Annotated in this window: 14 protein-coding genes; 1 reads left to right on the forward strand and 13 read right to left on the reverse strand. The window is 65.7% G+C overall.

Annotation, left to right across the window (positions count from 1 at the left end):
* Positions 1 to 52: 52 nt before the first annotated feature.
* From K0P03_RS29640 to K0P03_RS29650, 3 genes are all read right to left on the reverse strand, one after another.
* Positions 53 to 3,451, reverse strand: coding sequence for an acyl-[ACP]--phospholipid O-acyltransferase (locus tag K0P03_RS29640; protein WP_272791466.1), 3,399 nt, complete (start codon positions 3,449 to 3,451; stop codon positions 53 to 55).
* Positions 3,452 to 3,526: 75 nt separating this feature from the next.
* Positions 3,527 to 3,805 carry a YiaA/YiaB family inner membrane protein gene (locus K0P03_RS29645; RefSeq protein ID WP_023517096.1) on the reverse strand — a complete coding sequence of 93 codons (279 nt, stop codon included), beginning with the start codon at positions 3,803 to 3,805 and terminating at the stop codon, positions 3,527 to 3,529.
* Between the two features lie 27 nt (positions 3,806 to 3,832).
* A complete protein-coding gene (locus K0P03_RS29650; protein WP_272791467.1) occupies positions 3,833 to 4,507 on the reverse strand; it encodes a PspA/IM30 family protein in 675 nt (224 codons plus the stop codon).
* A gap of 105 nt (positions 4,508 to 4,612) precedes the next feature.
* Between K0P03_RS29650 and K0P03_RS29655 the strand changes: the two genes are divergently transcribed.
* Complete coding sequence (locus K0P03_RS29655) at positions 4,613 to 5,206, forward strand: TetR/AcrR family transcriptional regulator (RefSeq protein WP_272791468.1); 594 nt, start codon at positions 4,613 to 4,615, stop codon at positions 5,204 to 5,206.
* 365 nt (positions 5,207 to 5,571) lie between these two features.
* Here K0P03_RS29655 and K0P03_RS29660 read toward each other — a convergent pair whose 3' ends face one another.
* The 10 genes from K0P03_RS29660 to cyoA all read right to left on the reverse strand — a co-directional run bounded on the left by K0P03_RS29660 (position 5,572) and on the right by cyoA (position 12,866).
* Positions 5,572 to 5,814, reverse strand: a complete 243-nt coding sequence (locus tag K0P03_RS29660) for a hypothetical protein (RefSeq protein WP_130516635.1) — start codon at positions 5,812 to 5,814, stop codon at positions 5,572 to 5,574.
* 23 nt (positions 5,815 to 5,837) lie between these two features.
* Positions 5,838 to 5,984 carry a hypothetical protein gene (locus K0P03_RS29665; RefSeq protein ID WP_272791469.1) on the reverse strand — a complete coding sequence of 49 codons (147 nt, stop codon included), beginning with the start codon at positions 5,982 to 5,984 and terminating at the stop codon, positions 5,838 to 5,840.
* A gap of 11 nt (positions 5,985 to 5,995) precedes the next feature.
* A complete protein-coding gene (locus K0P03_RS29670) occupies positions 5,996 to 6,916 on the reverse strand; it encodes a dihydrodipicolinate synthase family protein (protein WP_272791470.1) in 921 nt (306 codons plus the stop codon).
* A 12-nt stretch (positions 6,917 to 6,928) separates the two neighbouring features.
* Positions 6,929 to 7,345: a hypothetical protein gene (locus K0P03_RS29675; RefSeq protein WP_272791471.1), complete on the reverse strand. Its 417-nt coding sequence runs from the start codon at positions 7,343 to 7,345 to the stop codon at positions 6,929 to 6,931.
* Positions 7,338 to 7,532 carry a hypothetical protein gene (locus K0P03_RS29680; protein WP_272791472.1) on the reverse strand — a complete coding sequence of 65 codons (195 nt, stop codon included), beginning with the start codon at positions 7,530 to 7,532 and terminating at the stop codon, positions 7,338 to 7,340. Before K0P03_RS29680 ends, K0P03_RS29675 begins: the two co-directional genes overlap by 8 nt.
* 134 nt (positions 7,533 to 7,666) lie before the next feature.
* Positions 7,667 to 8,386 carry an SURF1 family protein gene (locus K0P03_RS29685; protein ID WP_272791474.1) on the reverse strand — a complete coding sequence of 240 codons (720 nt, stop codon included), beginning with the start codon at positions 8,384 to 8,386 and terminating at the stop codon, positions 7,667 to 7,669.
* Between the two features lie 266 nt (positions 8,387 to 8,652).
* Positions 8,653 to 9,051, reverse strand: a complete 399-nt coding sequence (cyoD, locus tag K0P03_RS29690; protein ID WP_050744370.1) for a cytochrome o ubiquinol oxidase subunit IV — start codon at positions 9,049 to 9,051, stop codon at positions 8,653 to 8,655.
* Positions 9,048 to 9,671, reverse strand: coding sequence for a cytochrome o ubiquinol oxidase subunit III (gene cyoC / locus K0P03_RS29695; RefSeq protein WP_050744369.1), 624 nt, complete (start codon positions 9,669 to 9,671; stop codon positions 9,048 to 9,050). The genes cyoD and cyoC overlap by 4 nt, the downstream gene beginning before the upstream one ends.
* 4 nt (positions 9,672 to 9,675) lie before the next feature.
* The gene (gene cyoB / locus K0P03_RS29700; protein WP_272791475.1) at positions 9,676 to 11,679 is read right to left on the reverse strand and encodes a cytochrome o ubiquinol oxidase subunit I; all 2,004 of its coding nucleotides are present in this window, start codon (positions 11,677 to 11,679) and stop codon (positions 9,676 to 9,678) included.
* Between the two features lie 92 nt (positions 11,680 to 11,771).
* The gene (gene cyoA / locus K0P03_RS29705; protein WP_023516010.1) at positions 11,772 to 12,866 is read right to left on the reverse strand and encodes a ubiquinol oxidase subunit II; all 1,095 of its coding nucleotides are present in this window, start codon (positions 12,864 to 12,866) and stop codon (positions 11,772 to 11,774) included.
* Positions 12,867 to 12,941 lie beyond the last annotated feature (75 nt).

The raw sequence follows: 12,941 nt of genomic DNA on the forward strand, positions 1-12,941 counted from the left end.
AGAAGGTGGCGGCAGCCGGATGAGGGGCGAACCCTCGCCAGCGCCAAAAACCTCAAGCCGCCACTTCCGCCCGGGCCTGTTCCGCCAGCAACTTCTGTGCACTGACGAAATCCACCTTGCCGGAGCCGAGCACCGGAACGGTGCCGACCTTCACCTCCGAGGGCACCATCATGTCCATCGCGCCCTTTTCCTTGGCAAAGCGCAGGAAGGCGGCGCGGGTGGCGTCGGGGGCGTCGGTGAGGAGGACGAGGCGCTCGCCCTTCTTGGCATCCGGCAGGGAGACGACGACCGACAACTTTCCGGACCAGAGTTCGCCGGCCAGCGCCTCCACGGCGGCGAGCGAGACCATTTCGCCGCCGATCTTGGCAAAACGCTTGGCGCGGCCGCGGATGGTGATGAAGCCGTCCTCGTCGACGGTCACGATGTCGCCGGTGTCGTGCCAGCCGTCCGGCGTCGGCTCCAGCACGCCAGGGTTTTCGGCGCGAAGATAGCCGGACATGACGTTTGCGCCGCGCACGAAGAGGCGGCCGCCGACGTCGACGCCCGGCACCGGATCGAGCCGGTATTCCATGCCGGGCATGATCTTGCCGACGCTGCCGGCCTTGTTGAACATCGGCGTGTTGAGCGCGATGACCGGGGCCGCCTCGGTGACGCCGTAGCCTTCGAGGATGCGCACGCCGAACTTTTCCATGTAGAGCGCGCGCGTGGTGGCGCGCACCGGTTCGGCGCCGGCAAAGCAGTAGCGGATCGAGCGGAAATCATAGGGGTGCGCGGTGCGGGCGTAACCGTTGAGGAAGGTGTCCGTGCCGAAGATGATGGTGGCGTTGGAGGAATAGATCAGCTCCGGAATGATGCGGTAGTGCAGCGGCGAGGGATAGAAATAAACCGGCACGCCCGAGACGAGCGGCAGGATGGTGCCGGCCGTCAGCCCGAAGGAGTGGAAGACCGGCAGGATGTTGAACACCTTGTCACCGGAATGGAAATCGATGCGCGAGGCGGCCTGCGCGGCGTTGGAGAGGATGTTGCGGTGGGTGAGCACCACGCCCTTCGGCGCGCCTTCCGAGCCCGAGGTGAAGAGGATCACCGCCGGATCGTCCGCCTTGCGCTTGACGAGCGGCCGGCCTTTTCGCAGGAGACCGCGCAGCTTGTCGGCAAAACCGATGGTCTGGCGCAGGTCGTCGAGCCAGACGATCTCCAGCGTCTTTGCGAGTTCTTCCACGACCGGGCCCAGTTTCGCCTGGGTGACGAAGGCGCGGGAGGTGAGCACGCGGCGCACCTCGGCCGCCTTGCAGGCCGACAGGATGTTGGCGGAACCGGCGGTAAAATTCAGCATGGCCGGCACCTTGCCCGCGGACATGACGCCGAGAAGGGTCGCGACGGAGCCGTTGGCATTGGGCAGGAGCACGCCGAGCGTCCGGTCCTCCGGGTAGAGCGCGCGGAATTTTGCGCCGAGCACGGCGGCAGCGGTCAAAAGCTTGCCATAGGTGAGCGAACCGGTGACGGGATCCTGCACGGCAAGACGGCGCATGCCGCGCTCCTCGGCGCTTTCGATGACCTTTTCGAGGACGGTCGTGCTGGTGTCCGTGGTGGAGAACATCAGCATGGACATGACCTGGTAGAGCTCGGCGCCCGCCGCCATGCGGCGCTTGCGGCCCTTCAGCTCGGCCGGCACGGTGAGGCGCACCGGCGGCAGGATCGTCACCTTGACCTTGGGGAACAGGCGGCGGCGCACATGCAGCGCGGAAAGGCGCGAGAAATAGCTCTTCTCCAGCCCGTCGATGCGCACGGGCACGACCATCGCGCCGGTCTTGTCGGCCACCATGGCGGCGCCGTCATAGACCTTCATCAGTGCGCCCGTCACGGTGATGCGGCCCTCGGGGAAGATGACCAGCGGCTCGCCATTGTTGACGGTCTTGATCAAGGTGCGCGTCGCCATCGGCTTCGAGGGATCGAGCGGCAGGAAGTTGCACATCTTGAGGAAGGGTTTCACCCACCAGGCCTTGGCGATGGTGTAGTCGACGGCGAAGGTCGGTTCTTCGTCGGTGAGGGCAAGCGCCAACGCGCCGTCGAGGAAGGACACGTGGTTGAGCGCGATGATCGGCGCCTTGCCGGCCTTCTTCAGGTTGTCGAGCCCGTCCACCTCCAGCCGCAGGAAGGCGCGGAAGAGGATGGAGACGAAATCGCGGAAGGCATTGGTGGGGAGCGTCTTCAGCATCACCCAGGCAGCGACGATATTGGCGATGGCGAGGCCGGCGAGCAGCAGGGGCGTCGAGGTGCCCGCCGCCTGCAAGGCCGCGACAAGGCCGCCGCCGACTGTCATGAAGCCGGCCGAGAGCACATTGGCCGCGCCGATGACGCGCGAGCGCTGCTCTTCCTCGGCGAAGGCCTGCAAGGCGGCGAAGGTGGGCACGACGAGGAAGGCACCCGCGATCGCCATGCCGGCGAGATCGATGGCGATGCGGATCGTGTAGGGGTTGGCGAAGAAGGCGGAGAGGCTTTCGGCGGGCGCCACAACACCGGCATGGCCGACGCTCCAGGCGAGATCGAGGCCGAAGACGGCCATGATCAGCGTGCCGATCGGCGCCGGCAGCAGCACGATGCGGCCGGCGGACATCCAGGCGGCGATGGCCGAACCGATGCCGACGGCGACGGCGAAGACGGCGAGATAGGCGGTAATCGCGGTCTCGTCACCGCCGAGGCTGCCCTTGACCATGGGCGGCAGCAGGGAGAGCACGATGGCACCGACCAGCCAGAACCACGACGCCATCAGCGCCGAACGCCACAGGCGCTTGTCGCCGCGCAGCGCATTGACGAGGCGGCCGGTGGAGCGGAAGACGTTGCGATCGACGGCAAGGTCCGGGGCCTTCGCGCCGACGCGGGGAATGTAGCGGCTCGACAGCCAGCAGGCGAGGGCAAGGGCCAGCATCATCGGCCCGAAGAGCCAGGGATTGACGCCGTCAGCGGCGGCAAGGCCGGCGACCAGCGTGCCGCCGAGAATGGCGATGAAGGTGGCGCCCTCGATCCAGGCATTGGCGCGCGGCAGTTCCTTGCGTTCGAGATGATCGGGCAGGATGCCGTATTTGACCGGGCCGAACAAAGCGGAGATGACGCCGTAGAGGAAGAGCGCCACCATCAGCGCCGTGATGGAGTGGAAGGCGAGGCCGACGACCGCGACACCCGCCGCCGCCAGTTCCACCCGCTTCAGCCGCTCGGCCATCACGGCCTTGTCGAACTTGTCGGCAAGCTCGCCGCCGAGGGCGGAGAACAACAGGAACGGCGCCATGAAGACCGCGCCGGCGAGCGTCACCAGCGATCCCGCGTCTTCTGCCGCGACCGTCGCGAGGATGAGGAAGACCAGCGTGTTTTTCAGGAAATTGTCGTTGAAGGCGGACAGGAACTGGGTCCAGAAGAGCGGCGCGAAGCGCCGGGACGTCATGAGATTCTGTTGCACGGCGCATCCCCCATCTTGCGGGATTGTTTAAAGGCAAGACCTTGCCGCTTGGTTGAGAGGCAAGGTCGCTTTCGATCAGACGTCTTCGCTCTTGATGCCGAGCAGCAGCTTTTCCGTCTTGGCGTCGTCGATGCGGCGGAGCAGCTTGTCGGCTTCCTGGTTGTCGCGCAACGTCTTGGTGACGTTTACGGTGGTCTGCACCAGCATCAGGATGCCCATGGCGAGATAGCCTTTGCCCCAGAGATCGAGCGGCATCATGTAGAGGCCGAGCGCCAGCATGAAGGCGGCGAGGCCGAAGCTGGCATAGGAGAAGGTCGTCCAGGCGGACGAGTGTTTCATCAGGCTGTCGTTCATGGCGATGGTTCCCTTCAAATGTGTGAATTAAGCGCTCATGCGGCTGCGCAGGCGCTGGAGCACCTCGTCCGCGCTGGTGACGAGCGGGCGGCCGCAGCCGGCAGCGGCGAGTTTTTCGGCGAGCGCCGCCGGGTCCGGGCCGGTCTCCAGCGTCGTCAGCGCCTCGGCCGTCAGTTCCGCCTCGCGCTGGCGCTGCTCCAGCCGGGCCAGCGTCGCTTCGGCGTCGGCGAGCGTGTTTTCGCCCGGCGCGTCGTTCGAAAGGCGCCGGGTGCGATCGCGCGCCAGGGCCAGCCGTTCGCCGCGGCGCAGCGCCGAAAGCCGCATCTCGCTCTGCCGCACCGCCTGTCTCAGACGGTCGATGCCGCCGGAAAATTCGGCCTGCACCTGGCGGGCGTTCTGCAATTCGGTCTCCAGCCGGGCAATCGAGCCGGCGGCCTCGGTGGCAAGGTCGTCACGGCCCGTCTCGAGCGCGGCGATGGTGCGGCTTTCAAGGTCCTTGATGCGGGCGGCGAGGCGTTCGGCGTTTTCCGTCTCCAGCCGGTTCTGGGCAATGGCGACGGCCACGGCCCGGCGGGCCGCCTCCACGCCGCGCGCGGCGTCGCGGATCTGCTGGGCGAGGATGGGAAGGGCATGACGGTCGCCGAAGGCCTCTTGCGCCTCGTGGGCACGACCGCGCATCAGCGTCAGGATCTGTTTGAACATTTGCGTCTCTCCCTATATGAACAATGTTCAATAATCTTGTCGCATAAAAATGAACGTTGTTCAATATAAGAAATGAACACCGTTCAAAAATAGGAGTCGAGACCGATGGCGGGACCGCGGACCAAGAAGGAAGACCTGAAAACCCGGCTTGTCGCGGCCGGCACGGACCTCATCCGCGACCAGGGACTGAAAGGCCTTCGCGCCCGCGACATCGCCGAGCGGGCGGGAGCGGCGCTCGGCGGGCTCTATACGGTGTTTCCCGATCTCGACGGGCTGATCCTGGCGGTCAATTCCGGCACGCTGAAGCGGCTGGAGACGGCGCTGGAAACCGCCATCCCGCAAGAAGCCGGCATCGAGGACACGTTCCTCAACCTGTCGCTCGCCTATCTCCGTTTCGCGCTGGCGGAAAAGAACCTCTGGGCCGCGCTCTTCGAGCATCGCATGCCGGAGGGCGTTGCAGTGCCCGACTGGCACCTTGCCGAACACGCCTTCCTGATCGGCCTCATCGCCGTGCCGATGGCGGCGCGCATGCCGGATGCGTCCGCCGGCGACATCGCCATCCGCGCCCGCACCTTCTTTTCCGCCGTGCACGGCGTCATCGCCATCAGCCTGGAGGGCCGCTTCGTCGGCATCACGCCGGCGCGGCTGGAACAGGAGGTCGCCGCCCTCGCCCGCATTCTGGCGAGAAGTCTCGGGTGACCGGCGGGACGGGCGGATTTTCGAACAAAGTCCCCCTCTGCCCGTAGGCACCTTCCACAAGCGCCGGCAATCGCTCGGGCATGCGCGGTGGCCGCACCTTCCCTTCTCCCCGTGGGGAGAAGGTGGCCCAAAGGGTTCAGGCGCAACATGTTGCGCCGGGGATGAGGGGGGCGATGGGGATGGATCCCCGGCTTTTCTAGCCTTCGGCTTCCCCCTCATCCCGCTGCCGCGACCTTCTCCCCCTCGGGGAGAAGGGGCTGGGGGCAGCGAATGTATTCCATAGGCAATAGCCCGCCCCCGGGGAGATTGGGAACGGGCCTTCGTGATGTAAACCGGCTCTGCTGCGGCAGCCGGCCGTAAGACTTTTAGGCGAACCGGAACGCGATCGCGGCGCCAATTTGCTGGCGGCGCACGGCCTTGCGGTCACGGTTGCTCTCTTCCAGCGCATAGTGCATCGCCGCCTCCTCGCTGGCGAACAGGCCGCCGACGCGGCCGAGGCGGTCTTCCACCACCCACCAGCCATGCGGGTCGCGGCCGACGGTGAAGCGGGGCGGCTCCGGCGGTCGGCTGGCGCGGCGGACGCGGTTTTTGCGGGTCTGGCGGTGCATGGGTCTTCCTTTCGGGGGATGGATCAGGGTTGCGGCAGAAAATGCTGCACGGCCGCCGCGGCGACGATGATGAGGCCGATGCGCAGAAGCAGCGCCGGCAGCGGCAGCGGGGGTTTGGGGTGTGGCAGCGCGGCGGCGATCGCCTTGCGGTCCTTCTTCCTGGTTTTCATGTGCCGGTCCCTCAGCTCGCCCTGGCAAGCTGCGCGGCGCATTCCGGTAGGCCGGCAAGCGCCCGGCGCACCGACGCGCCCATCGCGGACGAGGCGGGCACCAGCGGCAGCCGCACCGTCTCGGAAAGGCCGAGCACGGGCGAGAGCCCGTGTTTGACCACGGCCGGGTCGGGCGTATCGCCGAGCGCGGCAAAGAGCGGCGTGAGGCGATCCTTCAGGTCGAGCGCAAGGTCAATGTTGCGGGTCCTGAGCGCCTGGTGCATGGCGCTCGTCAGGCGCGGCGCGAGGTTTGCGGCCGGCGACAGCGTGCCGCTTCCGCCGAGCACGTTGAAGGCGAAGGCGGTCGCATCATGGGCGGAATAGAGCGCCAGCCGCTCGCGCAGCCTGCGGTCGATCACGGCGAGCCGCGCCATGTCGCCGGATGCGTCGACGAAGCCGTGGATGCCCACGATCTCGCTGAGTGCCCAAAGGGTTTCGGCCGTGACGTCCGAACGCGTCGTCGCGGGATCGGCGAGCGCCAGGATCGGCAGCGCCGTCGCCTCCGCCACGGCGCCGAGATGGGCGATGATGCCCTTCTGCGTCGGCTTGCTGTAATAGGGCGTCGCGACGACCAGTCCGTCCGCGCCCTCTTCTTCCGCATCGAGCGCCAGTCTTATGGTCGCGTCCGTCGCATAGGTGCCGACCGCGGCAAGCACGGGCACGGCAAGGCCGGCGCTGCGGACCGCCGTCGCGAGCACCGCGCGGCGCTCCTCGCGGCCAAGCGCCGGCCCCTCGCCCAGCCGGCCGCAGACGGCGATGCCGGAAACGCCGCTCGCAATCTGCCAGTCGATGAGGGCGGCGATCGCCGCGTGGTCCACTGCCTCGCCGGCAAAGGGCGTGACGAGATCGGAAATGAGGCCCTGAACGGGAATGCGGCGCCGATGCTCCGGCATGGTATTGTCCTTTCAGTGTTTTGAGGGGGCGGGGCGATCGAGCGCCACCAGGGCGGCCATGACGGCGGCGCGCCGGTCGCCATGCACGGCGACGGCGCGGCGGGGCGCGGCCTCCGTGAGGACGATGCGGGCGATCCAGACGCCGTCGAGCGCCTGCAGCCGGTCGAGCCGGCGGGCGGGGCATGCGGCCGCAACCAGCGCCCGGCTTGCGCCGTCGAGGTCGTCACGCTCCATCAGGATGCGGAAGGCGCGGCGGAACCCGATGTCTTCGCGCGCTTCGGCAAGCGAGGGCAGGACGCGCAGCACCTCCCAGAAGTGGTGTTCGCGCAGGCGCGGCACGGTGGCGAGGCGCGCGGCGAGCGCATCGGTATCGGCGGGCAGGATTTCCGGCACGGCGGCCGGCAATTGCCACGGAGAAAGCCTAGGCATGGGCCACCGCCAGCAGCGCCAGGGCGGCAAGAGCCGCGAGCAGCGCCCAGGTCGTGGCGGGCCGCGGCGTCGCATCCGCCCGGCGGAACCGCCTTGCGGCGTTTTCGTGCATGCGCACGCGGTGGTTGAGAAAGATCATCCGCGTCGAGAGCGGCGGCAGGGACGGGGCAGGCTGGTCTTTGCGCATCAGGGCGCCTCCTGGAATGTCGAGGCCAGGGCCGTATCCGGCGGTGGCTTCGACCTTCAAGCTAGGCGTGCCGACATAACTTCTCGATTGGGAAAAGCGGCGGGGAAGATAGGGATTTCATAAAGACGGCGGGGCTAAACAAGCTTCCGGCGATGCACGGCCCAGACGGCCGCCGCGCTCATGGCCGCCAGCGCGAACCAGGTCAGCGCGTAGACGAGATGGCTGTTGCGGAAGGCGATGACAGTCATGCCGCCGACCGGCAGGCCGCCGGGGTTTGCCGTCGCGTCCGCATCGATGAAATAGGGCGCGACATCGGTAAGGCCCTTTGCAGCGGTGATGGCGGCGACATCGCGGGAGAACCAGCGATCCCCGGCCGGGTCGTTGGCGCGCAGGAACGCGCCGCCGGGTTCGCTGAGCCTGAGGAGGCCCGTCACCGCGACGGGGCCGGCGGCAAGTTCGCTGGCGATGCGGTCGGCGGGCTCGCGTCGGTCCGCGGGCACGAAGCCGCGGTTGATCAGCACGGTTGTCTCGTCCGGCAGGCGGAGCGGCGTCAGCACCCAGAAGCCCGCGCCGCGCTCCGTCACGGCCTGCACCAGCACCGTCCGGTCATGCTGGAAGAGGCCGGTGGCGGTGACGCGGCGGTATTCGTCCTTCTCGCGGGAGATCTCGGGCCATTCGGCACGCGCGGGGGTTGGCACAGGGTCAGCGTTCACGCGGCTGTCGACGCGGGCGATGAGGTCGAGCTTCCAGAAGAGGCGTTGCACCTGCCAGGCGCCGAGCGCGAGGAAGGCGGCGACGAGAAGGAGGAGGAAGCCGGTAAGGAGGCGCCGGGCGCGGGGGGACGGTTGGGGCATCAGGCCTATTGCACCCCCCTCTGCCCTGCCGAAGACCCGCACGATGCGTCGGGCCATTGTATCCGGGCAATGCCCCTCACCCTAACCCTCTCCCCGCAAGCGGGGAGAGGGAACTTGCCCCACGGATCGCTGCAACTTGAGAAAAACGGCGCGGCATATCCCCTTCGCCCCGCTTGCTGGGAGAAAGTGGCCGGCAGGCCGGATGAGGGGCAGAGGGGCGTGGTCGCCAAAGCGGTCCATTTTTTCCCGCACATCCACCACCCCGCTCAGGGCATGTTCTTCATCATCTCGTGGGTCATCGGCATCATGTTGGTGTTGAGGTGATGCATGACCCAGAGCGAGCCGGCGATCGCGATGCCGACGATGATGAGGGTGAAGATCAGCGCCATCATCGTCCAGCCGCCTTCCGAGCGCGGGTTCATGTGCAGGAAGTAGACCATGTGCACGACGATCTGCACCACGCCGATGCCCATGACGAGAACGGCGGTGAAAAGCTTGCTGTCGAGCACGCCGCCCATGACCAGCCAGAAGGGAATGGCCGTCAGGACGATCGAGAGCACGAAGCCGATCATGTAGCCCTTGAACGAGCCGTGGCCGGCGCCATGGCCATCGCTGTGGGCATGGTGGGTGTCGTGGGCGCTTTCGTGGGTGGGGTGGGCGCTCATCCGAGGACTCCCAGGAGATAGACGAAGGAGAAGACGCCGATCCAGATGACGTCGAGGAAGTGCCAGAACATGGACAGGCACATCAGGCGGCGGCGGTTCTCGGGGTTGAGACCGTGTTTCTTCACCTGCACCATCAGCGTGATCAGCCAGATCATGCCGAAGGTGACGTGCAGGCCGTGCGTGCCGACCAGCGTGAAGAAGGAGGACAGGAACGCCGAACGCGTCGGGCCGGCGCCCTCGGCAATCAGGTGGTAGAACTCGTAGAGCTCCAGCGCCAGGAACGCCGCGCCGAAGACGCCGGTGATGCCGAGCCAGACCAGGGTCTCCATCTTGGCGCCCCGCTCCATCTGGAGCATCGCAAATCCATAGGTGATGGAGGAGAGGAGCAGCATCGCCGTGTTGATGGCGACGAGATTGAGGTCGAACAGATCGGCCGGCGAGGGCCCTGCTGCATAGTTGCGGCCGAGCACGCCGTGCGTTGCGAACAGCACGGCGAAGATCAGGCAGTCGCTCATCAGGTAGAGCCAGAAACCCAGCATGGTGCTGTTTTCCGGGTGATGATCGTCCTTGAGGTAGAAGACCGGCTTTTCGTCCGGGTTATGGACTTGGGTCGCGCTCATGGGCTCAGGTCCGTTCTTCAAGCAGTTTCGTGCGCGCATCCTCGGTCGCCGTCACGGTGTCGGCGGGGATGAAGAAGTCGCGGTCGTAGTTGAAGGTGTGGGCGATCGAAACAGTGACGATGCCGATGAAGGAGAGCGCTGCAAGCCACCAGATGTACCAGATCAGCGCGAAGGCGAGCACGACGCTGATGGCCGACAGGATGACGCCCGTGCCGGTGTTCTTCGGCATGTGGATCGGCCGGAACCCGCCGAGCGGACGCTCATAGCCGCGGCTCTTCATGTCGTACCAGCTGTCGTGGTCGTGCACGACAGGAGTAAAGGCGAAGTTGTAGTCCGGCGGCGGCGAGGAGGTCGACCATTCGAGCGTGCGGCCGTCCCAGGGGTCGCCGCTGTCGCAGCGCAGCTGGTCGCGCTTGAAGTAGCTGACGACGAGCTGCACGATGAAGGAGCCGATGCCGAGCGCGATCAGGAAGGCACCGAAGGCGGCGATGATGAACCAGATCTGCAGCGAGGGATCCTCGAACTGGCTGACACGGCGGGTGACGCCCATCAGGCCCAGCACGTAGAGCGGCATGAAGGCGAAGAAGAAGCCGATCTGCCAGAACCAGAAGCTCATCTTGCCCCAGAAGGGATCGAGCTTGTAGCCGAAGGCCTTGGGGAACCAGTAGACGACGCCCGCCATCAGCCCGAACAGCACGCCGCCGATGATGACGTTGTGGAAATGGGCGATGAGGAACAGCGAGTTGTGCAGCACGAAGTCGGCCGGGGGGATGGCGAGCATCACACCCGTCATGCCGCCGATGACGAAGGTCACCATGAAGCCGACCGTCCACAGCATCGGCACCTCGTAGCGGATGCGCCCGCGATACATGGTGAAGAGCCAGTTGAACATCTTCGCCCCCGTTGGGATCGAGATGATCATCGTCGTGATGCCGAAGAAGGCGTTGACGGACGCGCCCGAGCCCATGGTGAAGAAGTGGTGCAGCCAGACGAGATAGGAGAGGATCATGATCACGCAGGTCGCGTAGACCATCGACGTGTAGCCGAAGAGCCGCTTGCCGCAGAAGGTCGCGACCACCTCGGAGAAGATGCCGAAGGCCGGCAGAACGAGGATGTAGACCTCCGGATGGCCCCAGATCCAGATGAGGTTGATATACATCATCGGGTTGCCGCCGAGGTCGTTCGTGAAGAAGTTCGTGTCCACGTAACGGTCGAGCGACAGGAGGGCGAGCGTCGCCGTCAGGATCGGGAAGGTCGCGACGATGAGGATGTTGGTGCAGAGCGCGGTCCAGGTGAAGACCGGCATTTTCATGAAGGTCATGCCCGGCGCGCGCATCTTCACGATGGTCGCGATCAGATTGATGCCCGACAAGGTCGTGCCCACACCCGCGACCTGTAGCCCCCAGATGTAATAGTCGACGCCGACGCCGGGGCTGTAGTCCGCGCCCGAAAGGGGCGGATAGGCGAGCCAGCCGGTGCGCGCGAATTCGCCGACGAACAGCGACATCATGATGATGACCGCGCCGGCCGTCGTCATCCAGAAGGAAAAATTGTTCAGGAACGGGAAGGAGACGTCACGCGCGCCGATCTGCAACGGCACGACATAGTTCATGAAGCCGGTGACGAAGGGCATCGCCACGAAGAAGATCATGATCACGCCATGGGCGGTAAAAATCTGGTCGTAGTGGTGGGCGTTGAGATAGCCCTCGTTGCCGCCGAAGGCGATCGCCTGCTGGATGCGCATCATGATGGCATCGGCAAAGCCACGCAAAAGCATGACGATGGCGAGGATGATGTACATGATGCCGATCTTCTTGTGATCGACCGACGTGAACCACTCGTGCCAGAGATAGCCCCAGAGCTTGAACTTGGTGATCAGGCCGAGAAGCGCGATGCCGCCCAGCGCCACGACCGCGAAGGTCACGACGAGGATGGGCTCATGGTAGGGGATCGCTTCCCAGGTGAGCCGTCCAAAGATGAATTGCGTGAGGCTGATGTCGCCGAACATGGGATCGTCCAATATCGTTGCGTAGGCGGCCCGGCGGGCCTTGGGCCTTGCGCGCCCGCCGCAGCCGGCGGGCGCAATGAAAACTGGTGCGGCTAGTGCGACTGGTGCGCGTCGTGGTTCATCGTTGCCGGGTTCTCCTCGACGCCCTCGGCCGGTTCTTCGCTGCGCGCGGGATTGCCGGTCTCGGGGAAGGTGGCGGCGGGTGCCTCGTCCTCGGCATGGCGGTTGTCATGCTCGAGCTTGGCCTTGTTGTCGTGGCTTTCCTTGCCGGCGCCGCCCATCATGTCGATGTGCATCATGTCCTTCATGCACATCTGGCCGTCGCGCACGCACATGTTGAGCACCGCCTGGTAGAGCCCGTTGTCGACAGTGGCGTAGTAGCGCACCGGCTCCTTCACGCTCGGCTTTTCGAGCTTCAGGTAGGCGTCGCGGTTGAGCGCCGTGCCGTTCTGCTTGACCCGCGCCACCCAGGCCTCGAAACCGGCCTGGTCGACCCCGTGGAACTTGAAGCGCATGTGCGAGAAACCGTCACCACTGTAGTTCGACGACAGGCCCTCGTACTCGCCCGCCTTGTTGATGACGGCGTGCAGCTTCGTCTCCATGCCGGGCATGGTGTAGATCATGCCGGCAAGCGCGGGCACATAGAAGGAGTTCATCACCGAAGAGGCGGTGAGCTTGAAGTTGATCGGCACGTCGACGGGCGCTGCCATCTCGTTGACGGTGGCGATGCCGTATTCCGGATAGAAGAACAGCCATTTCCAATCGAGCGCCACCACCTCCACGGTGATCGGTTTCATCTCTTCCGTCACCGGCCGCGCCGCGTCGAGCCGCTCCAGCGGCCGGTACGGATCGAGCTTGTGGGTGCTGACCCAGGTGATGGCCCCGAGCGCGATGATGATGGCGAGCGGGGCCGACCAGATGGCGACTTCCAGGCCCGTCGAATGATGCCACTCCGGATCGTACTTCGCCGCGGTGTTCGACTGGCGGTAATGCCAGGCGAAATAGAGCGTCATTGCCAGCACCGGTACGATGATGATCAGCATGAGAATGGTCGAGACGACGATCAGGTCCCGTTGCTGGGCGGCGATGTCGCCGGACGGCGACATGACAACCATGTTGCATCCGGTGAGCAGGACCAGCATCAGGGGGAGGATCGAGACTCGGGCTAAACTGAATGGCTTCGGCATTGCGGCCTCAACTTGCGTTCTGTCTAGTCGGCAATAAGCGGGCATGGTCGCGCTTGGAAGTGAGGTGCTTCGTCG

It is taken from the genome of Shinella sp. HY16 (genome assembly GCF_028534175.1).
GTDB lineage: Bacteria > Pseudomonadota > Alphaproteobacteria > Rhizobiales > Rhizobiaceae > Shinella.

Excerpts from the sequence above, each read along its gene's own strand:
- K0P03_RS29645 (WP_023517096.1), bottom strand. The coding sequence starts at position 3,805 with ATGAACGACAGCCTGATGAAACACTCGTCCGCCTGGACGACCTTCTCC.
- K0P03_RS29650 (WP_272791467.1), bottom strand. The coding sequence starts at position 4,507 with ATGTTCAAACAGATCCTGACGCTGATGCGCGGTCGTGCCCACGAGGCG.
- K0P03_RS29655 (WP_272791468.1), top strand. The coding sequence starts at position 4,613 with ATGGCGGGACCGCGGACCAAGAAGGAAGACCTGAAAACCCGGCTTGTC.
- K0P03_RS29660 (WP_130516635.1), bottom strand. The coding sequence starts at position 5,814 with ATGCACCGCCAGACCCGCAAAAACCGCGTCCGCCGCGCCAGCCGACCG.
- K0P03_RS29665 (WP_272791469.1), bottom strand. The coding sequence starts at position 5,984 with ATGAAAACCAGGAAGAAGGACCGCAAGGCGATCGCCGCCGCGCTGCCA.
- K0P03_RS29670 (WP_272791470.1), bottom strand. The coding sequence starts at position 6,916 with ATGCCGGAGCATCGGCGCCGCATTCCCGTTCAGGGCCTCATTTCCGAT.
- K0P03_RS29675 (WP_272791471.1), bottom strand. The coding sequence starts at position 7,345 with ATGCCTAGGCTTTCTCCGTGGCAATTGCCGGCCGCCGTGCCGGAAATC.
- K0P03_RS29680 (WP_272791472.1), bottom strand. The coding sequence starts at position 7,532 with ATGCGCAAAGACCAGCCTGCCCCGTCCCTGCCGCCGCTCTCGACGCGG.
- K0P03_RS29685 (WP_272791474.1), bottom strand. The coding sequence starts at position 8,386 with ATGCCCCAACCGTCCCCCCGCGCCCGGCGCCTCCTTACCGGCTTCCTC.
- cyoD (WP_050744370.1), bottom strand. The coding sequence starts at position 9,051 with ATGAGCGCCCACCCCACCCACGAAAGCGCCCACGACACCCACCATGCC.
- cyoC (WP_050744369.1), bottom strand. The coding sequence starts at position 9,671 with ATGAGCGCGACCCAAGTCCATAACCCGGACGAAAAGCCGGTCTTCTAC.
- cyoB (WP_272791475.1), bottom strand. The coding sequence starts at position 11,679 with ATGTTCGGCGACATCAGCCTCACGCAATTCATCTTTGGACGGCTCACC.
- cyoA (WP_023516010.1), bottom strand. The coding sequence starts at position 12,866 with ATGCCGAAGCCATTCAGTTTAGCCCGAGTCTCGATCCTCCCCCTGATG.